Below are 23,133 nucleotides of genomic sequence, written 5' to 3'. Positions count from 1 at the left end.
GCACCGGGGCATCGCCCGCTGCCAGCATGTCCAGGCAGGTCGTACTGGCGCGAGGCTGTCCGAGGGCCGAACTCCCAACCCCGGATTGGTGCCGCTTCAAAGCGAAACGCGGACGGGTTGCCCCGTCCGCGTCGCCGGCGCACGAGCGCTGCGTCGCTCGTCAGGCCATGGCCGGCTTGGTCATGAGGACTGGTTCGGTGCTTCCGTCGAGCCAGCGCCGACGCATCGGCTTCAGCACGAAGTAGGCGAGGATCGCGGTCAGCACGTCGAGGGTGATGATGATCGCGAAGACCGGCAGCCAGGAGCCCTGCGCGGCGTAGATCCAGGCCGCGATCGGACCGCCGAACAGCGAACCGATACCCTGGGCCATGTAGAGGAAGCCGTAGTTCGTCGTCGCGTGCTTGGTCCCGAACGTGTCCGTGAGGATCGAGGGGAACAGCGAGAAGATCTCGCCCCAGGCGAAGAACACCACGCCGGAGAGGAGGGCGAAGGCGTAGGCGTTCTCGCGGAAGACGAGGAGCAGCGCGATCGCCGCCGCCTCCGCCGCGAAGGCGATGCCCATCGTGTTCTCGCGTCCGATCTTGTCGGAGACCCAGCCGAAGAACGGACGGGTCAGGCCATTGGTGATGCGATCGAACGTGAGGGCGAAGGGCAGGGCGACGAAGCCGAAGATGATCGCGTCGGCGACACCGAAGTCACGGGCGAAGGAGGCGAAGTTGGCCACCACCATCAGGCCGCCCGTCGACATCATCGTCATCATGACGAACATCAGCCAGAACAGCGGCGTCCGCAGCATCACCTTCGGGGGCGTGTCGTGCACGCAGGTCGAGAGGTTGACGGCCGGTACCGGCAGCACCTCGCCGGCCCGGGGCGCGCGCAGGCCAAGGGCCGCCAGGGCGCCGATCACCCCGAGCACGATGCCGAACACCGTGAGCGTATGGCGGTAGCCGTCGGCCGCGAGCATGTCGCTGATCGGGAAGGTGCTCAGCATGGCGCCCATGCCGTAGCCGGCGGCAACCACGCCGACGGCGAAGCCGCGCCGGTCGGGAAACCACTTCACCATCAGGCCGACGATGCCGACATAGACGATGCCGGTACCGAGGCCGCAGAACAGCCCGTAGGTCGCATAGACGCCCAGCAGGGTGTCCACCCGAGCAGCCAGAACCCAGCCGAGGCCGGAAAGGGCAGCGCCCAGCGCGATCATCAGCTTGGGGCTGAACCGGTCGATCAGGTAGCCCTGGACCGGCGAGAAGAAGGTCTGCAGCACGATCAGGATCGTGAAGGTCCACTGGATCTGCGGCAGCGTCGAGCCGGTCGTCGCGATCAGCGGTTTGGTGAAGAGCGTCCAGACGTATTGCGGACTGGAGATCGCCATCATGGCGATCAGCCCGAGGCCGAGTTGCAGCCAACGTTGGCGGGAGAGGGTCGTATCCATTATTCGCTCCTTGCGGCGGAACGGCCGTCGCAAGGATGGTGCCAAGTCGTTGTTCCGCCTGTCCTAATCGCGCAACTCTGCCGCGAAGATCAGGCCAAGTTACAGCCCCTCCGAACCACCGTCGGATCGCGGATCATGGACTGCCGCAATGGCGCCGTTGCTTGGGTGGCGGATGAGCATACCCGCATGACCGAGGGAGTCGATGTAGGCGCCGCCGAGTTCCTCGATCTCGTGACCGAGCTTGCGCAGTTCGGCGATGCAGGCGGGATCGAAGCGGTCCTCGACCTTCACGGTGAGGGATTCGGCACCCCAGGTTCGGCCGTAGAGCAGGCGCGGGGCATCGACGGCCGCCGCCGGGTCCATGCCGTAATCGGCGTAGCGCGCGAAGATCTGCGACTGGAACTGCGGCTGCCCGTCGCCGCCCATGCTGCCGTAGGACATCACACGGCCGTCGTCGAAGCAAGCCAGTGCCGGAATCAGCGTGTGGAACGGCCGGCGGCCGGGCTCCAGTGGGTTCACCGCCTTGGCGTCGAGAGAGAACGAAGTCCCGCGGTTCTGCCAGTGAATACCGGTCTTCGGCAGCACGATGCCGGAGCCGTATTCCCAGTAGATCGACTGGATGTAGGACACCGCGAGGCCGTCGCGATCGATGGCACCCATCCAGACGGTGTCGCCCTCGCCGGGGTTGCGTAAGGGAACGCTCGCGGCCCGACGCATGTCGATCTGTGCCGCCTCGCGGTCCAGGCGCTCCGGCGTCAGGAAGCTGGCGGGATCGACCGCCAGCCGATCGTAGTCGGTCACGATCCGGTCGCGGATCGCGAAGGCGCGCTTCGTCGCTTCGATCAACCCATGGTAGTGCGCGGTGGTCTCGGGCCGGTTGATCCTGAGGCGGTCGAAGATGCCGAGGATCAGCAGTGCCGCGATGCCCTGGGTGGGCGGCGGGAAGTTGTAGAGCGTGGCATCCCGCCGGCGGATCGAGAGCGGCGCGCGCTCGCGGGGCGCATAGGCTTCGAGGTCGGCCCGAGTGACGGGCGTTCCCAGGCGGTCGAGGTCGGCGGCGATCTCGCGCCCGAGATCGCCCGTGTAGAAGTCGTCGAGGCCCGCATGGGCCAGTTGCTCCAGGGTACCGGCGAGCGCCGGCAGCTTGCGGAGGGCGCCGGCCGCGAAGGGCCTGCCGCCGTCGAGGAAGGTCTCTGCGAAGTGCGGCTGGTCATGGAGCGTATCGAGCTCCTTCGGAACGTAGCGCGCCTCCGAGGGCGAGACCGCGACGCCGTCGCGGGCATGGCGGATCGCATCGGCGAGCAGGGTCGAGAGGGGCAGACGGCCACCCAGCGCCTTCGACAGCTCGAGGGCGAGGCGCCAGCCGCCGATGGCGCCCGCGACGGTGAGCGCCGCATCCGGGCCCCGCGATGGGAGGACCTCGTAGCCCTTCTCCCGATAGCGCTGGATCGTGGCGTTCCGTCCTGCCGGGCCGCAGGCCTCGATGCCGCGTACCCGCCCGCCGCGCTCGCGCACCAGCCAGAAGCCGTCGCCGCCGATGCCGTTCATGTGCGGGTAGACCACCGCGATGGCCGCCGCCATGGCCGTCATTGCCTCGATCGCGTTGCCCCCCTGCGCCAGGACGTGCTGCCCGGCCTGGGCGGCGAGGCGGTGGGGCGCCGCGACGGCGGCCGAGGCGAAGACGGGGGTGTTGGACATGTTGATCTCTGCGTGAGGATGGGCGGAAGGATAATGTATTTTCTCGTCGCGTCGATCGATCCCGGACCGCTGGGGCACCGGAACGAGCGGCCAAAACGATGTCGGCAGGTCCCCACCGCACTCGGCATGCGACGTGGTTCCGACGCAGGCCCGTGACCGATTCGTATTAATTTCGCCACACTGTTGTGGCGACGCATCAGCGATGCCGTGGCTCCGCTCGTCCGACACCTCCAAGGCCTCCCAGGAGGGTTCACGCTCCGCCGATGAGTCGGAGACCGCTGGGGCCGGCCCAGCGCCCGTGAGGGTGCCGATGGTGCGTCCGCCGCCCCGAGGCCCGGGCCTCGTCGGTGCGCTGGTGGTCATCACGGCGCTGGTCTCGGCCATCACCACGTTCCTGATCCTGGCCGGCGTGATCCGGGTGATGAAGACGCCCACGGTCGGCCTGACGCTGCTCGGCATCAATGTCTTCCTGGTGCTGGCCCTCGTCGTGATCATCGTCTGGGAGGCGCGGGTTTTCCTCCACGCCCGCCGCACCAACGCGGCGGTGGCGCGCCTGCACACCCGTATCGTCGGCCTGTTCAGCCTCATCGCCATCCTGCCCACGCTGCTGCTGGCGGTGGTGGCGGCGATGACCATCAATCTGGCCCTCTCACTCGGCTTCACCGACCGGGTCCGGGACGTGGTGCTCAAATCGGTGGAGGTCGCCGACGCCTACCAGGAGAACCAGTGCCAGAGCCTCGCCCGCGAGATCCGCATCCTCACGGACGACCTCACGCGGGCGCGGCCCAACTTCGACATCAACCGGATCTGGTTCGAGAGCTTCCTCACCACCCGCGCCACCGCCCTCGGCCTGCCCGTGGCCGAGATCATGCGCGGCCCCAACGAGGTGGTGGCGCGGGCCAAGATCGACGCCCTGAAGGAGCGCCGCCTGCCCTCGGCGGCCGCCTTCGAGGACGCGGCGAAATCGACCGATCCGATCTGCCTGGTGCCGAGCGAGGGCCGCATCTTCGCCGCTCTCCTGCGCATGCCCGCCTATGACGGCGCCGTGCTGCTGGTGCAGCGGGAGGTCAGCCAGTTGGCGGTGGAGTTCCCGGGTGTGTCGCGGGCGGCCGCCGCCGAGTACCTGACCTACGACTCGCTGAAGCGCTCGATCCAGATCAGCTTCGCCTCGGTCTTCGTGCTGATCGCCCTGATCGCCCTGCTCTCTGCGGTGTGGTTCGGGCTCAACTTCGCCAACCGCTTCGTCGCGCCGATCCGGCGCCTGATCAATGCCGCCGACCAGGTTGCCTCGGGCAACTTCTACGCCCAGGTCCCGGCCCGAAAGAGCGACGGCGACCTTGCGCACCTGTCGGAGAGCTTCAACAAGATGACGCAGGAGTTGCGCCGCCAGCATGACGGGCTGACGGCGGCCAGCGACCTCATCGACCGGCGCCGTCGGTTCACCGAGGCCGTGCTGGCCGGTGTCTCGCCCGGCGTCCTCGGCGTCGACGCGGCGGGGCACGTCACCATCGCCAATCCGTCGGTGGAGCGGACCCTCGGACTCGCGGCCGACGAGATCGTCGGCAAACCCCTCACCCAGGTGGTGCCCGAGTTACAGGCCTTGTTCCCGGAAGGCGGCGAGGCGCGCCTGCGCACGATGCAGCAGCAGATCCAGCTCACGCGGGATGGCCGCGAGCGCACCGTGACCGTTCGGGTGACGAGCGAGCAGGCCCAGGGCGGCGCCCGCGGCTTCGTGGTCACTCTCGACGACATCACCGACCTCGTCTCGGCCCAGCGCACCTCGGCCTGGGCGGATGTGGCCCGGCGCATCGCGCACGAGATCAAGAACCCGCTGACGCCGATCCAGCTCTCGGCCGAGCGCATCCGGCGCAAGTACGGCAAGGTCATCACCACCGACAAGGAGGTGTTCGATCAGTGTACGGCGACGATCGTGCGCCAGGTCGACGAGATCAAGCGCATGGTCGACGAGTTCTCATCCTTCGCGCGGATGCCCAAGCCCGCCATCGCGCAGAACGACCTCAGCGAGATCACCCGCCAGAACCTGTTCATGATGCGGGTGGCGCATCCCGACATGGACTTCTCGTTCGGCGAGGACGGCGATCAGCGAATCCTGGCGGCGTTCGACATCCGCCTCCTGTCCCAGGCGATCACCAACATCCTGAAGAACGCCGTCGAGGCGGTGCAGGCGGTCCCGGAGGCCGAGCTTGGCAAGGGGAAGGTCGACGTGCGCCTCGTCCTCGAAGAGGGATTCGTGATTATCGAAGTCACGGATAACGGCAAGGGATTTCCCACCGAGGGGCGCCAGCGGCTGCTGGAGCCCTATATGACCACGCGCGAGGGTGGCACCGGCCTGGGGCTGGCCATCGTCAGCAAAGTCCTCGAAGAGCATGGCGGCGGGATCGAATTGAACGACAATCCGGAAGGTCGGGGAGGGCGCGTGCGTCTGCGCGTCCCGCGCGACACCAGCGTCGCCCCCGTCCGAGACTCAGCCAACCACACGCCGCCGGAGGGCAAACCCTCTGCGCAGGACGAGAAGGGCGCCGCGCGGACGGCCCCCCCAATCGCGGAGATCCATTCATGAGCGCCGACATCCTGATCGTCGACGACGAAGCCGACATCCGCGACCTCGTGGCCGGCATCCTCGACGACGAGGGCCATCGCACCCGCACGGCCGGCGGCTCGGACGAAGCCCTGGCGGCCATCGAGTCGCGCCGGCCCCACCTCGTCTTCCTCGACATCTGGCTTCAGGGCTCGCGCCTCGACGGCCTGCAGGTGCTCGACCAGATCAAGGCCGGACACCCGGACCTTCCGGTGGTGATGATCTCGGGACACGGCAACATCGAGACGGCCGTCGCGGCGATCAAGGCCGGCGCCTACGACTTCATCGAGAAGCCGTTCAAGGCCGATCGCCTGATCCTCGTGGCCGAGCGTGCCCTCGAAGCGTCGCGCCTCAAGCGCGAGGTCCGCGACCTCAAGGCCCGGTCGGGCCAGGCGAGCCGGCTCGTCGGCGCCTCGGTGGTGGTCAACCAGCTGCGCCAGACCGTGGAGCGGGTGGCGCCGACCAATGCCCGCGTCATGATTCTCGGGGCACCGGGCTCGGGCAAGGAGCTCTCGGCGCGCACCCTGCACGCCATGTCGGCCCGGGCGAACGGGCCCTTCGTGGTCATCAATGCCGCCACCATCACGCCGGACACGATGGAGGCCGAGCTGTTCGGCGTCGAGGCCGGCGAAGGCCGGGCGCGCCGGGTCGGTGCCCTCGAGGAGGCTCATGGCGGCTCGCTCTACATCGATGAAGTCGCCGACATGCCGCGCGAGACGCAGAACCGCATCCTGCGGGTCCTCGTCGATCAGAACTTCCAGCGGGTCGGCGGGACCACGCGGGTGCACGTGGATGTCCGCATCATCTCGTCCTCGTCGCGCGATCTCGCGGAGGAAATCGCCGCGGGCCGCTTCCGGGAGGACCTGTTCCACCGTCTCTCGGTGGTTCCGATCCGGGTGCCGTCCCTGTCCGAGCGGCGGGAGGACGTGCCCGAGCTGATCACCTTCTTCATGGAGCAGATCTCGGGCGCCACCGGACTGCCGCGCCGGCGCATCGCCGAGGACGCCATGGCGGTCCTCCAGTCCCACGACTGGCCCGGCAACGTCCGCCAGCTGCGCAACAACGTCGAGCGCCTGATGATCCTGACCCACACGGATCCGGATCAGGACGTGACCTCCGAGATGCTCCCGACCGAGATCGGCGCCCTGGTGCCGACCACGCCGAACGGCTCGGGCGGCGAGAAGCTGATGAGCCTGGCGCTCCGCGAGGCCCGCGAGATCTTCGAGCGCGAGTACCTGATTGCGCAGATCGCCCGGTTCTCCGGCAACATCTCCCGCACGGCGGAGTTCATCGGCATGGAGCGCTCGGCGCTCCACCGAAAACTCAAGTCGCTCGGTATCGGCCCCTGAGAACACGGCGGCGATGCACTTGCATCGCGGCCGCGATGCACGTGTAATGTTCCCGTCCCGGTGCCCTACGGCGCAGTGCGCCGGGGCATGCGAGACCAACGGACGAGAACCCGTCATCACGGCGGGCGGCGATGCGAACCAAGGATAAGAAAAAATGGCGGGCGAGCGCGCTCAGAACCTCCAGGACACGTTCCTGAACCATGTTCGCAAGAACAAGATTCCGCTCACGATCTTCCTCGTCAATGGCGTCAAGCTCCAGGGCGTCGTGACGTGGTTCGACAATTTCTGCGTGCTTCTGCGGCGGGATGGCCATTCGCAGCTCGTCTACAAGCATGCGATCTCGACGATCATGCCAGGGCACCCGGTCCAGCTGTTCGAACCCGACGAGACTGCGCCGGAAAAGGCCTGAGCACCCGGAAAACTGCGTCGGACCGGCGGGAAAGGTTTGCCGCGCCCTTGTCTAGGGCCGGCAAGCGCCCATTGTCCTGGGGACACGCAGGACAGGGTTGAACAAAGAACTTCATGACTGAACCGATGACGCCCGGCGAAGCCCGGCTCCAAGCGATGGCCGCCCCCGAGGGTGACATCGCGGCGGCAACCCACACCCTCGTCGTCGGACCCTATCTCGGCCGCGCTGCCGCTGCGGCCAGAGGCAACACCAACGGCAGCCCCGAGGCCTTGCGGTCCACCGAGGCGCGGCTCGACGAGGCTGCCGGCCTCGCGGCCGCCATCGAGCTCGACGTGGTCGAGGCCATCGTCGCGCCGGTGCAGCGGATCCGCCCGTCCACCTATCTCGGCAAGGGACGCGTCGAGGAGCTGGCCGGTGTGATTCGCGCCCGCGAGATCGGTCTCGTGGTGATGGACTGTGCCCTGTCTCCGGTGCAGCAGCGCAACCTCGAGAAGGCCTTCGGCTGCAAGGTCATCGACCGCACCGGCCTCATCCTGGAAATCTTCGGACGCCGCGCCTCGACCCGCGAGGGCACGCTGCAGGTCGAGCACGCGCATCTCGCCTACCAGAAGAGCCGTCTTGTCCGGTCCTGGACCCACCTGGAGCGTCAGCGCGGCGGCTTCGGCTTCCTCGGCGGTCCCGGCGAGACGCAGATCGAGGCCGACCGGCGCATGATCCAGGAGCGGATGACGAAGATCGAGCGCGAGCTCGACAGCGTCACCCGCACCCGCGGCCTGCACCGACAGAGCCGGGCGCGGGTGCCGTACCCGATCGTCGCCCTCGTAGGCTACACCAATGCCGGCAAGTCGACGCTGTTCAACACCCTCACCAAGGCCCAGGTGATGGCGCAGGACATGCTGTTCGCCACCCTGGATCCGACGGCGCGGGCGACGAAGCTGCCGCACGGCGAGACCGTCATCCTCTCCGACACGGTAGGCTTCATCTCGGAGCTGCCGACCTCCCTGATCGCCGCCTTCCGGGCGACCCTGGAGGACGTGATCCACGCCGATATCCTGCTCCATGTCCGCGACGTGTCTCACGTTGACAGTGCCGCCCAGGCCGAGGATGTGGGTTCGGTGCTGCGTGAGCTCGGGATCGAGACCTCGGCCTCGCGCATCATCGAGGTCTGGAACAAGGCCGATCTCCTCGATGCGGATGAGCGCACGCGCCTCCTCAACCTCAGCGGGCAGGGGCGCAGCGATCGGGACAGCGATGCTCCGGTGCTGGTCTCGGCCGTGACGGGTGAGGGACTCGGAGTCCTGACGGCACGGATCGAGGCGCGGATCGCGCGCCAGCGCTCGACCTTCGCGGTGATCCTGCCGCCGGAGGACGGCGCCGCGCTGCACTGGCTCTATGAAAACGCCGAGGTGCTCGACAGGCGTGAGGAGGAGGGGGGCACGATGCACCTTGCCATTCGCATCGCCCCGGAGAAGGAGCCACGCTTCCTGAACCGATTCGAGGGCGCGCGCCGCCTCAACCGGGTGAGCTGACGACCGCGACGATCGCTTGGCCCGAAACGCGTGACGCCCGCGATCCTGCAGGATCGCGGGCGTTTCCGTAAGCCGAGCGAAGGGCCCGATACGATCAGGGCTGGAGCACGCCGTTGATGACGTGGATGACGCCGTTCGACTGCATCACGTTGGCCGTGGTGACCGTGGCGGTGCTGCCCTTGGCATCGGTCACGTAGACCTTCTTGCCCTTGGTCTGAACGGTCAGCGGCTCGCCCTCGACCGTCTTCAGCTGCGCTTCGCCGCCGCCGTCCTTGGCGAGCTTCATCAGGTCCTTGGCCGTGTAGGTGCCGGGGACCACGTGGTAGGTCAGGATCTTGGTGAGGGTCGCCTTGTTCTCGGGCTTCACCAGGGTCTCGACCGTACCGGCCGGCAGCTTGGCGAAGGCGGCGTTGGTGGGTGCGAACACCGTGAACGGGCCGGGGCTGGCGAGGGTGTCGACGAGGCCGGCGGCCTTCACGGCGGCGACGAGGGTGGTGTGATCCTTCGAGTTCACCGCGTTCTCGACGATGTTCTTCGAGGCGTACATCGGCGCACCGCCGACCATCGGGTTCTTGGCGAAGGCCGCGACCGGGAAGGCGGCGCCGACGGAGAAGGCGAGGACGACGGCGGCGATCTTGGAAGCCACCGGGCGACGGGCGTGACGAGTGATCATGGAGCGCATCCTTAGGAACGATTGCCCCTTCGTGGGGGTCATCGTCCGTTACGGAGGATGTTCGGGAAAAGTTTCAGCGGCAGGCGGATTGCGTGTGGGGGCGAACGCGGCGGCTCTCGCCCGCGAGGCACCGAACCGGATCCACCCCCGGAACGCGCGGGCGGCCAAACATGCGAAAGCCCGCCCGACACGTGGTCGGACGGGCTTTGCTTGATCCCATCTGCGGCGGGACAAGGCCCCGCCGCCGAATGTCAGATCAGTACTTGCGGATGATCGGCGCGGGAGCAGCGGCGACCGGGGTCGGCGAGTACAGCGGCACGATCAGGCGGCCCGAGATCTCGGTGCTGTCGAAGCTGGTGGTCGCGACGGTGCGGGCGACGTAGACCTGCGCGGTGACGGGCCCGAAGTCGTAGCCGACGAGGCCGCCCATCAGGAACCGGCCACGATCGTTGAAGGCGGCGTTGATAGTACCAGCACGACCCAGGCCGGTGTTGAGGTTAACCGTGCCGTAGGCAATGGCGCCGATCTCGAACTTGCCGAACTTCTTGGTCGCGGTCAGGTCGAGGTTGAGCGAGTCCGACAGGGTGTAGACCTGACCGAAGTTCCGGCCACCACCGAACGACGACGGCGAATCGTAGAAGTTTCCGGTCAGATTAGCCGTGATGTTATAGCCGTCGGCCGTGTAGCTAGCAGCGATGCCGGCGCGGTAGGTGTTCGACGAGAGCTGGGGCAGCACGGCGCCGCCGCCGAGGACACCGTTGTTCTGCACCAGAACGCCGCGGTCGCCGTTCAGCTCGTTCAGGTAGACACCGCCGAGCAAGCTGACGCCGAAGCCGCCGCCCAGATCGAAGGCCCAGATGCCGCCGACGAAGGTACCGACGTTGATCGACAGATCACGCACGCCGGTGGGGCCGCCGCTCTTACCGAAGACGAACACGGTCGGGGGAGCGACGAGGAGCTCGACGCGGCCGCCGAAGGGGACGAACGGGGTCGACCAGACCAGCACCGGAACGTTGATGCCCACATCGACAGCCGACGGCCGGTCGCGATTTTGATAGACGAACGTGTTCAGCGCGTAGATGCCCTCGGGCAGCGGGGCGCCGGTGGCCAGGCCGACCTGCTCGCCCGGAACCGTCGTGGTCTGCGCGTAGGATGCGGTGGCGGTCATGCCGACCGTGAGCGCGAGCGCTCCGGCAACGAGCCAGTTCTTCGACATTTTTACTCTTCCTTCCCAAGGATTTCAGGCGTCCGCCACGCAGCCGTCCGAACCATTCTGCCGATGCGCCGCTTGTTCGCAGCTTGTTTGCAGTTGGTTCGGCGGCCCCCCTTGCGGCCCGTTCTCAAGTCTCAACGTCGAGAACTATTCTACAGGACGCCGCGGAAGGACAGCGGAATGCTTGGAAACGGGGCAGTTCGGATCCGACCGTTGCGCAAAAGTCGCATTTTTGGTGCAGTGCAGCGGAAGGATTTGTTAACCTTTTGAGCAGGTTGGCGGGCGTCTTTGCGCCCCGACCACGCAGCAGAACGGCAAAATACCGCTGAACACTCAAGCTGTTATGGTTACGGTTCCGCTCTGGGACGATCCGGCAAGCGCCCTCGGACCATTGCGCAGTCCGGCGCTCTCGACCGGGCCGGATCGGGCTCCCGGTCGGCATGTTGATGCGCCGCGCCACACGCTCGGAGCGCACCACCCGGCGAATCGCCGGGTATCGCAACCCCGCGAGGCGCTATTCGGCTGCGGCGCGGCCCTTGGCAGGCGCCGAAGCCGGCCGTCGCGCGAGGACGTCGCGCAGGAATCGGCCGGTATGGCTCGCGCGTGACTTGGCGATCTGCTCCGGGGTTCCTTCGGCCACGACGACACCACCGCCGTCGCCGCCTTCGGGACCCATATCGATCACCCAGTCGGCGGTCTTGATGACTTCGAGGTTGTGCTCGATCACCACCACGGTGTTGCCCTGGTCGACGAGCTCGTGGAGCACCTCCATGAGCTTGGCGACGTCGTGGAAGTGAAGGCCAGTGGTCGGCTCGTCGAGGATGTAGAGCGTGCGACCGGTGGCACGCTTCGAAAGTTCTTTCGAGAGCTTCACCCGCTGCGCCTCGCCACCCGACAGGGTGGTCGCCTGCTGCCCGACCTTGACGTAGCCGAGGCCGACCCGGGCCAGGGTCTCCATCTTCTCCCGAATGGTGGGCACCGCCTTGAACAGGTCGGCGGCCTCCTCGACGGTCATGTCGAGGACGTCGGCGATGGAGTGCTCGCGGTACTTCACCTCCAGGGTCTCGCGGTCGTAGCGACGCCCCTTGCAAACGTCGCAAGTGACGTAGACGTCCGGCAGGAAGTGCATCTCGATCTTGATGACGCCGTCGCCCGAGCAGGCCTCGCAGCGACCGCCCTTCACGTTGAACGAGAACCGGCCCGCCTGATAGCCACGGGCCTTGGCCTCGGGAAGCCCGGCGAACCAGTCGCGGATCGGCGTGAAGGCACCGGTATAGGTCGCGGGGTTGGAGCGCGGGGTTCGTCCGATCGGCGACTGGTCGATGTCGATGACCTTGTCGAGATGCTCCAGCCCGTCGAGCCGCTCGAAGGGCGCCGGGTGCTCCAGGGCGCCGTTCAGGGATTTCGCCACCGCCTTGTAGAGCGTGTCGATGATCAGGGTCGACTTGCCACCGCCGGAGACGCCCGAGATGCAGGTGAAAGTCCCGAGCGGGATATCCACCGACACGTTCTTGAGGTTGTTGCCTCGGGCACCGACGAGGCTGAGCTTGCCCTTGCGGCCCTTGCGGCGGGCGGTCGGGACCCGAACGCTCATCTCGCCGGTGAGGTACTTGGCAGTGAGCGAGGCCGGGTTCTTCAGCACCTCTTCCGGGGTGCCCTGGGCAATGATCTGCCCGCCATGAATGCCCGCACCGGGGCCGACGTCGACGACGTAGTCAGCCTGCAGGATCGCGTCCTCGTCGTGCTCGACCACGATCACCGAGTTCCCGAGGTCGCGCAGGCGCTTCAGCGTACCGAGCAGGCGCTCGTTGTCGCGCTGGTGCAGGCCGATGGACGGCTCGTCGAGGACGTAGAGCACGCCCGTCAGCCCGGAACCGATCTGCGAGGCGAGGCGGATGCGCTGGCTCTCGCCGCCCGAGAGTGAGCCGGAGCCGCGCGCCAGCGTCAGGTACTCGAGCCCCACATCGATCAGGAAGGTCAGCCGGTCGCGGATCTCCTTGAGGATCCGGTAGGCGATCTCGTTCTGCTTGTCGGTGAGCTTGCCCGGAAGCGCCGAGAACCACGCATGGGCGTCCCGGACCGAGAGGGCGGTAATCTCGCCCACATCCTCCATCGCGACCTTGACCGAGAGCGCTTCGAGCTTCAGGCGCTTGCCGCCACAGCTGGCGCAGGGCGTCTCGCTCATGAAGCGGGCAATCTCCTCGCGGGAGCTGTCGCTCTCCGTCTCCTTGTAGCGCCGCTCCAAGTTCGGGATGACGCCCTCGAAGGGCTTGTTCACCTCGTAAGCGCGCATTCCATCGTCGTAGGCGAAGCGGACCGCGTCCGGGCCGGTTCCGTACAGGACGACGTCCCGGGCCTTCGCGGGCAGGTCGGACCACGCAACGGTCGTCTTGAAGCCGTAGTGGCGGGCGAGGGCGTCGAGAGTCTGGCCATAATACGGGGAGGTCGACTTCGCCCAGGGACCGACGGCCCCGCGCTTCAGGCTGAGCTTGGCATCCGAGATCACGAGTTCGGGGTCGATCCGCATCTCGTGGCTAATGCCACCGCAGGTCGGACAGGCGCCGAAGGGATTGTTGAACGAGAAGAGCCGCGGCTCGATCTCCGCGATGGTGAAACCGGAGACGGGGCAGGCGAAGCGCGACGAGAAGGTGATGGCCTCGCGCGGCGCCTCGCCCTCGGGCGTATCGGCGAACTCGATCAGGGCGATGCCGTCGGCGAGCTCCAGGGCGGTCTCGAAGGAATCCGCCAGCCGCGCCGCGATGTCCGCCCGCACTACGATCCGGTCCACCACCACGTCGATGTCGTGCTTCAGCTTCTTGTCGAGCTTCGGCACGTCGTCGATGGCATAGTACTCGCCGTCGATCCGCAGGCGCTGGAAGCCCTTCTTCTGGAACTCGGCGATCTCCTTGCGGTACTCGCCCTTCCGGCCGCGGATCACAGGGGCCAGGAGGTAGAGCCGGCTCTTCTCCGGCAGGGCGAGTACACGGTCCACCATCTGGCTGACCGTCTGGCTCTCGATCGGCAGTCCGGTCGCGGGCGAGTAGGGTATGCCCACCCGCGCCCAGAGCAGGCGCATGTAGTCGTAGATCTCGGTGACGGTGCCCACCGTCGAGCGCGGGTTCTTCGAGGTGGTCTTCTGCTCGATCGAAATCGCCGGCGAGAGCCCGTCGATCTGGTCGACGTCGGGCTTCGACATCATCTCGAGGAACTGGCGCGCGTAGGCCGAGAGGGATTCGACGTAGCGGCGCTGGCCCTCGGCGTAGATGGTGTCGAAGGCGAGCGACGATTTGCCGGAGCCGGACAGACCCGTGAAGACCACGAGGCGATCGCGGGGAATCGTCAGGTCGATGTTCTTCAGGTTGTGCTCGCGCGCACCGCGCACCGAGATGACCCGGGCATCGCGTGCGCCATCGAACAACGCCTCGATCTTGGCTTCGACCCGCTCGGCCTCGGCTTGCGATTTCTTGGCAGCGGCTTTGGCTTTGGCCATGGAGTCTCTTCGGAACGTCTTCAGCGCGGAACGCGGCAGGACTCGACCAGAGCCCCCCGCGGCATGTCGGGCGCGCCATCGCATCGGGCAAGGCACGCGCCACGCATATCCGCTCCTCAGCTAGAACAAAAAGCGTACGCGGACAATATCGTGGGCGCTCGGCCGAGGTTTCAGAACCTGGGGCCTCGCCGATTGATCTGGCGGGAACTGACGCTGATGGGTGGAAGCGATGGCGCTACGCGGATCCTGCCTCGCGATTGGGCATGTGCCTGCCGCTCCCTCCAATGCGGAACGCAGCGTTGTCGTGCACCAATCATGCGTCCCGGCACGGGGAGCCGCGACGGAAGCAGCAGCGCGGAACAACTGGACGTTCCAGGAAAACTCCTCGCCTATCCAGCTTAAAAATGACAGACAATGATTAAAAATTGATCATAGGCTAATTTTGAAACACAACCTTTACCGGCTGCTCTCACAGTGCTGCAACGTTTCGAAGCAGGTTTCATGTGATGTCCGCCGGTCTCTTCTCATCGCTGCGCTTTCGGATTCTCTTAGTTGCGCTCGCTCCGTGCCTTGCATTTGCGATGGTTGTTGGACTTGCCATTACTGAGCGGATGGGCGCTCGGACCCGGATGGTCCATGTGCAGGAGCTTGTCGGCATGGCGGGCCAGATCAGTGCCCTGGTGCACGAAGCCCAGCGCGAGCGCGGGGCATCGAGCCTGTATCTGGCCGCCAAGGGGAACAAGTTCCGGTCCGAGCTGGATGCGCAGCGTGCGCGGACCGATGTGGCCCGGGCGGCCCTGGACGCGGGCCGGACCGGCCTCGACCTCGCCGCCTTCGGGGCCGGCGTCGCTCGTCGGAATGCGACCCTGACCGAGCAATTGGCGTCGATCGACCCCCACCGCACGGCCGTCGACGGGCTCGGTCGTACGCCGGCCCAGAACATGGCGCTGTATTCGGGCTTGATCGCCAACGCGCTCGACCTCGTGCGCGAGGTCTCCCAAGTCGCGGCCAGCGCGGATCTCGCCGCCCGCATCAATTCCTACTCGTCGTTCCTCGCGCTCAAGGAGTTGGCGGGCCAGGAGCGGGCGGCGGCCTCGGCGATCTTCGGTGCCGGTCAGATCGATCTCGCCGGCCACGAGCGTCTGGCCGGTCTCAGCGCGGGCCAGAGCACCTACGAATCCCTGTTCCGGCTCGGGGCCGTACCGGAGCAAGCCGCCCTTCTCGATGCCGCCAAGGCGGCGCCCGCGGCCCGGGAGGTCGATCGTCTGCGCCGCCTCGTCCTCGACACGCCCCCGGGCACTCCGCTCGCCTTCACCGATGCGCCCGCCTGGTTCGGCCTCGCCACCCAACGCATCGATACCCTGAAGACGATCGAGGACCGGCTCACCGCGGATCTCGGCGCCGCGGCCGGTGCCGCCCGGGCCGACGCCGAACAGAGCGTCATGGTCTGGATGGCCGTCGGCCTCGCGACCTTGGGCCTCTCCTGCGGCCTGGCCTTCGCCTTCGGCACCGCCATCGCCCGTCCGCTCACCCGCATCGCCGCCTCCCTCACGGCCATCGGCCGGGGCGAGGAGTCCGGGCCGATTCCGCAGCACGGCGCCCGCGAGGTCCGCGCCATCGCGGCGGCGGCCGTCGACTTCCAGGCCAGCGTCGCCGAGCGCCGGCGCATCGCCGCGGAGGCCGACCATCTCACCGCCAATGCCGCGGCTGCCCGCCGTGCCGAGATGGTGGCGTTGGCCGATCGCTTCGAGGCGCAAGCCAGCGGGATCGTCGAGGCGGTCTCGGCCGCCGCGAGCCAGCTCGAGACGGCGGCCTATGCCCTGACCCAGGCCGCGAGCGACACCTCATCCCTGAGCGGGTCCGTCGCCGCCGCCTCAGCAGAAACCGCGGCCACGGCCGACACCGTCGCGGCGGCGACGGAGGAGCTGAGCGCCTCGGTGCGGGAGATCGGCAACCGCGTCGAAGCCTCGACCGCGGTCGCCAGCGAAGCGGAGCGCGACGCGGCGCGGATGGCGGGGGATGTCCATCGTCTCGCCCAGGCAGCGAACAGCATCGGCGAGATCGTCGGCCTGATCACCAGCATCGCGGCACAGACCAACCTTCTGGCCCTGAACGCCACCATCGAGGCGGCCCGGGCCGGCGAGGCGGGGCGCGGCTTCGCGGTCGTCGCCGCGGAGGTGAAGAGCCTGGCAACCCAGACGGCTCGGGCAACCGAGGAAATCGCCGCGAAGGTCGGCGAGATCGCCCAATCGACCGACGCGTCCGTCACGGCCATCGGCGGCATCACCGATGTCATCCAGCGCCTGAGCCGGATCTCGGGGGACATCTCGGCGGCCGTGGACCAACAGGAAGCCGCGACGCAGGAGATCGCTCGGAATACCGTGCTGACGTCCGAGGGCACCCGGGCGGTATCCGGCCACATCGTCGGTGTCCGTGACGCGGCGGAATCCGCCCGGAGCGGATCGGCCCAGGTGCTCAATGCCGCGAGCGATCTCGCCCGTCAGGCGACGGCCCTGCGCCGGGAAGTCGACGGCTTCCTGGTGACGGTCCGGGCCGCCTGATCTGCCCTACGGAGTGGTCTTCCAAGGATTGATGATGCGCATCGCCGTCTGCTCCGGTTTCACGGACGAGTCGACGCTGGCGGGCATCACCTTACGCGCCTGCACCATGACCTTGCGGGCCTGATCGGCGGGGAGGGCGCCGATGGGGAGCATCATCGCGGTAAGCTGGTTGCGGGTTCGCCGATCGACGAAGTCGGAGCGGCCGATGCTCTCGAAATCGCGGGCGGTGTGCTGGTCGTCACGCCGCCCGGTGAAGACTTTCGGACCGTCCTTCATCACCACGATGTCGCCCGGTCGCAGGGTCTCGTCCTTCATGAAGGCGGCCGCGGGCCCGGCCTTCATATCGAGGGGCGTCTGGCGATCGGTGACCTTGATCTGCAGGGGCTCGGACTTCGGAAGCGCAGCGTAGCGGATCTTCGGACGCTGACGCGTGGCCTTCCGGATCGAGCGCCGGGCCTGCTGGTAGTCGAAGCCGGGATCGGCCGTCGGCGTGGGTGCCACTTGCTGCGCCGGCCGTGCGGGCGCAAAGAGCAGGTCGAACAGGTTCCCATCGGCGCTCTGGGCGCTCGCCGGCACCGTGAGCATCATCAGTCCGAAAACGGGGGCGGCCACAGCGCGCGAGGCTGCGGAGAGCGGAATCGTCGGCATCGATGTCTCCGAGTGGGGCGCCCGACTGCGCGTCGAGATGACCCCTTAACAAAAGCACAACCTGAACAGTTCCAAGGTTTTCAAAAGATGGTGAGGGCTGCGCCAAGACTTCGCGAGCATGCTTTCGGAGCCGCGAAGAGAATAAAATCCGCTGCGGACCGCGTCCTCGGACCGACCGCCTGATGGTCGCCAGCGAACATCTGATTCCACGGCCGCATCAGCGATCGGCACGCGATGCGATGCTGGCTGCCCGCGCGGCAGGCCGGACGGGATTTCTGCTCGGCGACACGACCGGCCTCGGCAAGACCCTGTCGGTCTGGAGTGCGGTCGCGGCCATGCCCGAGCGCGAGGTGCTGATCGTCTGCCCCAAGGGCGCGATGCCCCAGTGGCGGCGCACGATCGCTTTGTCGGGTCTGGGCGAGAAGGCGGTGACGCTGACCAACTACGAGCGCACCAAGGCGCTGATGGCACCGCCACCCCCCAGCAACAGACGCTCGACCCGCGCGAAGAACAATGCGCTCGCCCGGCACGGCACACCGAAGCGGACCTGGCCCCTCGTGATCTTCGACGAAAGCCACCGCATCCGGAACCCGTACGCCCAGCAGAGCCTCGTCTGTCGGCAGATCGCGGAGACGGCCGCCTTCACGATTTATCTCAGCGCCACGGCCGGACAGGCCCCGCACGAGCTCTCCTATCTCGGGCGCCTGCTGGGGGAGGCCGCGGGCCAGCCCACCACGACCCTGGCAGAATTCCGGGGGCTCATGCAGCGTCTCGGCATCGGCCGGGCCAAGGGCCGCTGGACCAACTGGTCCTGGGACGCGAACCCGCGCGATTGTACGGTGATGGCCGATCTGCTGTTCAAAGGGGATCGGGCGATCGGCCTGCGTCGGCGCCCCGGCGACATCGCCGGCTGGCCTGAGGTGCAACGCGCCCTCAGTGCGGTCGCTCTCACACCGTCCGAACGCCGCCTCTACGACGCCACCTGGCGCGAGTTCCGCCGGGAATGGGGCCTCCTCGGCGGCAGCACCCGCAAGCCGGCCGGATGGGCGGCGGACCTGCGCTTCCGCCAGAAGGCGAGCCTGCTCCGGGTCTCGGGTACCACCGCCTTCGCCGATCTCCTGATGGAGGACGGCCACGCGGTTGCGATCTCGGTGGCTTTCCTGGAGACGGCCGCCGCGCTGGTGGAGGCCCTCCGGGCGGCGGGCTGGCGAGCCGACGCGATCACCGGCACGCAGTCCGGCGAGGCGAACGAGGCGGTGCGGCTCGCCTTTCAGACCGGCGCGCTCGACGCCGTCGTCTTCACGGTGACGGAATCGATCTCGCTGCACGCCCACGAGATGCCGGGGGGCGAGAAGCCCCGCGCACTCATCGTCCACGACCTGCGTCACAGCGCGATCCAGCTGACGCAGATCGAGGGCCGCTGCCATCGGGATGGACAGCAGGCGACGATCTACTACGCCCTGGCCGAGGGCACGGTGGAGGAGAGCATCGCCGCGACCGTCGTCGGGCGCATGGCCTCGATGGACGCCATGGCCGGCGAGGACACCGCGCTCATCGACGCGATCGCCCAGGCCATCGCCGAGGTGCAGAGCGGCGCGGCCGCCTGAGCGCGACCGCCTTTCGCTGGAACGGGATCGAACCGCCACGGTTGTGGCCATCAGGGTCCCGTCTCCGCAGACGACCCGCACGCGACGAAACGAGGACCGCCCCGATGGCACGACCGACGCCGAGCCTTGCCCGCCTGATCAGCGAGGGCCTGCGCCATGGCGGCGATCTCGTCGGCCAGGAACTCGAGCTGATGCGGCGCGAGACGGATGGGAACATCCGCGCGATCCTCGGCCTCGTCGCCCGGTTCGGCACCGCGCTCACCCTCGTGGTCGCCGCCCTGGTGATGCTGTTCGTCGCGCTGGTGAAAGGGATCGCCGCCCTGATCGGATCCGAAATCCTGGCGGCGCTGATCGTCGGGGCGCCTTTCGCCGGGATCGCCCTCGTCCTGATGGTGCTCGGCCTGCGACGGATGGACCGTTCCAACCTGCTGCCGCGCCGCTTCGAGCGCCAGGTCGAGAAGGACGCCGCCCTGGTGACCGGCCGCGTCGCCGACTGAGCCTCAGGCCTTCTGGATGGTGCCGAGCAACGCGTCCTTGTCGACGCCGAGCGCCGCCGCGATCTCGGCCAGGGCAGCGTGCTCAGGCTCGCTGATCCCCGCCTGATCGGCGACGTCCGCGGCAATCAGGAACACGCTGGTGCGCTGCGCAATCTCGCGCTCGGCGATGGCGGCGACGAAGCGCAGGTTCTCGGCGCGTCCGGCGCGAGTGCGGGCGCGGGCGATCCCCTCGAACAGCTCGGCCTCCAGCTTCAGGGTGTCGTAGCCCCGCTCGAGGATCGGGTTGGCCCGCATACCGGCGAGTGCGACCTCGATCTCCTCCTCGTCGATCTCGTAATCCGCCAGGATGACGTTGGCCGAGGCCGAGACCGCCGCCTCCATCAGCGCACGGTCGCCGAGATAGGCGCCCATGGTCTGGGAAAAGCGTCCGACGAAGTCCTGAAACACACCCATCCGCTTCCCCGAAGACGTTCACACTGGGCGCCACCCGGATCCGGCCGGGCCATCCCATGACAAGATTTTTGCATCAAGAGCTTGGCGCCGGAGGCGTGTCAACGCAGTTCCTGCCTCACGGCTTGCGCGCCTTGGGCGGATAATCGTGGACGTCCCCCTGCGGATCGGTCACCCGCCACCCGGTGCCGCTTGCGGCGAGATAATCGGGCCCGGCCGGGACCTTGCCGTGCCCGCCCGGGATATCGAGGACGTAGAGGGGCTGGGCGAGGCCCGAGAGGCGTCCCCGCAAGGACTGGACGAGGTCGCGTCCCGCGGCGAGCTCGGTCCGGAGGTGCCCGGTCCCGGGCGCGAGGTCGCCGTGATGCAGGTAGTACGGCTTGATCCGATTCTCGACGAAACGGCGCATCAAGAGGGCGAGCGTCTCCGGATCGTCGTTGATCCCGGCAAGCAGCACGGTCTGGCTCACCGTCGGGATGCCGGCATCGACGAGGCGCGCCACCGCCGCGCAGGCCGCCGGGGTGAACTCGCGGGGGTGGTTGGCGTGCAGGGCGACGAAGACCGCGCCGTCGAAGCGCTTCAGGGCCGCGATGAGGTCGGGGCCGACGGTGCCCGGCTCCACGACCGGGACCCGGGTGTGGAAGCGCAGCACCCGCACGTGCGGGATTGCCGCAAGGGACGCGGCGATCTGGGCGAGCCGGCGCGGCGCCAGGGCGAAGGGGTCGCCGCCGGTGACCACCACCTCCCAGATCTCGGGCCGTTCCGCGATATAGGCGAAGGCCCGGGCGAGATCGGCCTCGCTCAAGGTGCCGAGCCCTTCCGGCCCGACCATCTCGCGCCGGAAACAGAAGCGACAATAGACCGGGCAGACGTGCAGCGGCTTCAGGAGCACCCGGTCCGGGTAGCGATGGACAAGGCCGGGCAAAGGGCTGTGGGCCCCGTCGCCGATGGGATCGACCTCCTCCTGGGCCTGCGTGTCCAACTCCTCGGCCCGGGGCAGGAACTGGCGGGCGATCGGATCCGCCGGATCGTGCGGGTCGATCAAGTCGGCCATGTCGGCCGTAACGGAAACGGCATAGCGGGCCGCCACGGCCTCCAGGGCCGGAAGGTCGGCGGGGGCCACGAGCCCCGCCCGGGCGAGGTCGGCCGGCCGGCGCAGGGACGCGCTCATCGCGCCGGCCCCGCCACCGGCGTCCAGAGCACGTCCTCGATGTGGCGGGCATCGGTCGCCAGCATGACGAGGCGGTCGAGGCCGAGGGCGATTCCGCTCGCCTCCGGCATGATCGCCAGGGCGTCGAGGAAGTCCTCGTCGATCGGGTAGGTCTCGCCGTAGACGCGCGCCTTCTCGGTCATTTCCACGGTGAAACGCCGGCGCTGCTCGTCGGCATCGGTGAGTTCGCCGAAGGCGTTGGCGAGTTCGACGCCGCAGGCATAGAGCTCGAAGCGCTCGGCCACGCGCGGGTCGCGCGGGCTCGGCCGGGCCAGGGCGGCCTCGCTGACGGGGTACTCGCACAGGATCGTCGGGCGCCCGAGCCCGAGATGCGGTTCGATCCGCGCCACCAGGACCCGGCTGAACAGGTCGGCCCAGGTGTCGTCCTCGGCGACTCGAAGCCCCGCCCCGGCCACGGCCGCCGCGAGCGCCGCCCGGTCGGTGGTCCCGTCGGTATCGATGGTGGCGAGGAGGTCGATGCCGGCACGCGCGGCGAAGGCCTCCGCCAGGGTGACGCGATCGGGCTCCGCGAAGGGATCGGCCGCGCGGCCGCGATGGCGCAGCGTCGGGACCCCCGCCGTCTCGGCGGCGAGCGCCAGGAGCTCGGCCCCGTCGCGCATCAGCGCGGTATAGTCCGCCCCGGCCCGGTACCATTCGAGCATCGTGAATTCCGGGTGGTGCAGGGGCCCGCGCTCGCGGTTGCGATAGACGCGGGCGAAGCTGACGAGGCGCGGCTCGCCGGCGGCCAGGAGCTTCTTGCAGGCGAATTCCGGCGAGGTGTGCAGGTAGAGCGCCCGCCGCGCGCCGTCCGGCCCCAGGGACTCGGTGGCGAAGGCCGAGAGGTGGGCCTCGTTGCCGGGCGACACCTGCAGCGCGGCGGCCTCGACCTCGACGAAGTCGGCCGCCGCGAAATGCGCCCGGAACGCCGCGACGATACGGTTGCGCACCATCAGGGCCGGCCGGCGGTCGGCGTGGCGATGGGGCGCCCACCAGGGGGAGGGGGTGTTCATGCGGCGAGCTTTGCGACCTGCTTCAGATCTGAAATCGACATCCCGGGAGTGGCGTCTCGCGGAGCGACTGGCAACGGTGGCGCGGATAGGTTAGTGGCGGAGCCAAGATGTCGCTCCCGCGGAGAGATCCGCGTCGGGGCGCCGAGTCGTTTCTCTCAACGAACACAGTAGGACCAGACCCCGTGAAGGTGATCGCCTCTACGCTCCGCAAGGGCAACGTCGTCGACAAGGATGGCAAGCTCTACGTCATCCTGACGGTCGAGAACATCCACCCCGGCAAGGGGACCCCGGTGACCCAGCTCGACATGCGCCGTATCACCGACGGCGTGAAGGTGTCCGAGCGCTACCGCACCACGGAATCGGTCGAGCGCGCCTTCGTCGAGGACCGGGAGCACACCTTCCTCTACGAGGACGGCGAGGGCTTCCACTTCATGAACCCCGAGAATTACGACCAGGTCGCGATCCCCAAGGACGTCGTCGGCAGCGCCGCGCCGTACCTGCAGGAAGGCATGGCCGTCATGGTCTCCACCCATAACGGTGTGGCGCTGACCCTCGACCTGCCGCAGCGCGTCGTCCTCGAAGTCACCGAGACCGAGCCGGCGATGAAGGGTCAGACAGCCTCCTCGTCCTACAAGCCCGCGATCCTCTCCAACGGCGTCCGCACCGCCGTGCCGCCGCACATCGCCGTCGGCACCCGCGTGGTGATCATGACCGAGGACGGCTCCTACGTGGAGCGTGCCAAGGACTGAGCGCCC

At 68.1% G+C, this 23,133-nt stretch carries 17 protein-coding genes; 8 read left to right on the top strand and 9 right to left on the bottom strand.

The genetic code is table 11. The features are described from left to right. Positions 1 to 160 precede the first annotated feature (160 nt). On the bottom strand, positions 161 to 1,435 hold the full coding sequence (gene oxlT, locus CRT23_RS08005; RefSeq protein WP_103709276.1) for an oxalate/formate MFS antiporter: 1,275 nt from the start codon (positions 1,433 to 1,435) through the stop codon (positions 161 to 163). 99 nt (positions 1,436 to 1,534) lie between these two features. After that, on the bottom strand, positions 1,535 to 3,133 hold the full coding sequence (locus CRT23_RS08000; RefSeq protein WP_103709275.1) for a gamma-glutamyltransferase family protein: 1,599 nt from the start codon (positions 3,131 to 3,133) through the stop codon (positions 1,535 to 1,537). A gap of 310 nt (positions 3,134 to 3,443) precedes the next feature. Between CRT23_RS08000 and CRT23_RS07995 the strand changes: the two genes are divergently transcribed. From CRT23_RS07995 to hflX, 4 genes are all read left to right on the top strand, one after another. Then, complete coding sequence (locus CRT23_RS07995; protein WP_245436046.1) at positions 3,444 to 5,714, top strand: PAS domain-containing sensor histidine kinase; 2,271 nt, start codon at positions 3,444 to 3,446, stop codon at positions 5,712 to 5,714. Next, positions 5,711 to 7,081 (top strand): sigma-54 dependent transcriptional regulator, encoded by a 1,371-nt coding sequence (locus CRT23_RS07990; protein ID WP_055953058.1) that lies wholly within the window; start codon positions 5,711 to 5,713, stop codon positions 7,079 to 7,081. Before CRT23_RS07995 ends, CRT23_RS07990 begins: the two co-directional genes overlap by 4 nt. Before the next feature lie 154 nt (positions 7,082 to 7,235). Further along, on the top strand, positions 7,236 to 7,490 hold the full coding sequence (gene hfq / locus CRT23_RS07985; RefSeq protein WP_003600267.1) for an RNA chaperone Hfq: 255 nt from the start codon (positions 7,236 to 7,238) through the stop codon (positions 7,488 to 7,490). A gap of 113 nt (positions 7,491 to 7,603) precedes the next feature. Further along, positions 7,604 to 9,019: a GTPase HflX gene (gene hflX, locus CRT23_RS07980; RefSeq protein ID WP_055953062.1), complete on the top strand. Its 1,416-nt coding sequence runs from the start codon at positions 7,604 to 7,606 to the stop codon at positions 9,017 to 9,019. Positions 9,020 to 9,113: 94 nt separating this feature from the next. Here hflX and CRT23_RS07975 read toward each other — a convergent pair whose 3' ends face one another. From CRT23_RS07975 to uvrA, 3 genes are all read right to left on the bottom strand, one after another. Then, positions 9,114 to 9,692, bottom strand: a complete 579-nt coding sequence (locus CRT23_RS07975) for a fasciclin domain-containing protein (protein WP_055953065.1) — start codon at positions 9,690 to 9,692, stop codon at positions 9,114 to 9,116. 256 nt (positions 9,693 to 9,948) lie between these two features. After that, positions 9,949 to 10,908: a transporter gene (locus CRT23_RS07970; RefSeq protein ID WP_055953068.1), complete on the bottom strand. Its 960-nt coding sequence runs from the start codon at positions 10,906 to 10,908 to the stop codon at positions 9,949 to 9,951. Positions 10,909 to 11,419: 511 nt separating this feature from the next. Continuing rightward, entirely contained in the window at positions 11,420 to 14,395 is a 2,976-nt protein-coding gene (uvrA, locus tag CRT23_RS07965) for an excinuclease ABC subunit UvrA (protein WP_103709273.1), read from the bottom strand. A 506-nt stretch (positions 14,396 to 14,901) separates the two neighbouring features. Between uvrA and CRT23_RS07960 the strand changes: the two genes are divergently transcribed. Next, positions 14,902 to 16,956 (top strand): nitrate- and nitrite sensing domain-containing protein, encoded by a 2,055-nt coding sequence (locus CRT23_RS07960; protein WP_103709272.1) that lies wholly within the window; start codon positions 14,902 to 14,904, stop codon positions 16,954 to 16,956. Between the two features lie 6 nt (positions 16,957 to 16,962). On the opposite strand, the gene CRT23_RS07955 is transcribed toward CRT23_RS07960, so the two are convergent. Then, the gene (locus CRT23_RS07955; protein ID WP_245436045.1) at positions 16,963 to 17,604 is read right to left on the bottom strand and encodes a hypothetical protein; all 642 of its coding nucleotides are present in this window, start codon (positions 17,602 to 17,604) and stop codon (positions 16,963 to 16,965) included. Between the two features lie 182 nt (positions 17,605 to 17,786). On the opposite strand from CRT23_RS07955, the gene CRT23_RS07950 reads away from it, so the two are divergent. Continuing rightward, a complete protein-coding gene (locus tag CRT23_RS07950) occupies positions 17,787 to 19,211 on the top strand; it encodes a DEAD/DEAH box helicase family protein (protein WP_103709271.1) in 1,425 nt (474 codons plus the stop codon). A 104-nt stretch (positions 19,212 to 19,315) separates the two neighbouring features. Then, positions 19,316 to 19,708: a phage holin family protein gene (locus tag CRT23_RS07945; protein ID WP_103709270.1), complete on the top strand. Its 393-nt coding sequence runs from the start codon at positions 19,316 to 19,318 to the stop codon at positions 19,706 to 19,708. Positions 19,709 to 19,711: 3 nt separating this feature from the next. Here CRT23_RS07945 and CRT23_RS07940 read toward each other — a convergent pair whose 3' ends face one another. The 3 genes from CRT23_RS07940 to epmA form a co-directional block, all read right to left on the bottom strand. Then, positions 19,712 to 20,161, bottom strand: a complete 450-nt coding sequence (locus CRT23_RS07940; protein ID WP_103709269.1) for a Tellurite resistance protein TerB — start codon at positions 20,159 to 20,161, stop codon at positions 19,712 to 19,714. 115 nt (positions 20,162 to 20,276) lie between these two features. Further along, positions 20,277 to 21,329 carry a lysine-2,3-aminomutase-like protein gene (locus CRT23_RS07935; RefSeq protein ID WP_103709268.1) on the bottom strand — a complete coding sequence of 351 codons (1,053 nt, stop codon included), beginning with the start codon at positions 21,327 to 21,329 and terminating at the stop codon, positions 20,277 to 20,279. Next, the gene (epmA, locus tag CRT23_RS07930) at positions 21,326 to 22,378 is read right to left on the bottom strand and encodes an EF-P lysine aminoacylase EpmA (RefSeq protein ID WP_103709267.1); all 1,053 of its coding nucleotides are present in this window, start codon (positions 22,376 to 22,378) and stop codon (positions 21,326 to 21,328) included. The genes CRT23_RS07935 and epmA overlap by 4 nt, the downstream gene beginning before the upstream one ends. Before the next feature lie 182 nt (positions 22,379 to 22,560). Between epmA and efp the strand changes: the two genes are divergently transcribed. Next, complete coding sequence (efp, locus tag CRT23_RS07925) at positions 22,561 to 23,127, top strand: elongation factor P (RefSeq protein WP_055953091.1); 567 nt, start codon at positions 22,561 to 22,563, stop codon at positions 23,125 to 23,127. Positions 23,128 to 23,133: the final 6 nt, after the last annotated feature.

This window comes from Methylobacterium sp. V23 (assembly GCF_002917135.1).
Taxonomy (GTDB): Bacteria; Pseudomonadota; Alphaproteobacteria; order Rhizobiales; family Beijerinckiaceae; genus Methylobacterium.
The sequence above is the reverse complement of the archived record's forward strand: the minus strand, read 5'-3'. Positions and strand labels throughout refer to the sequence as shown.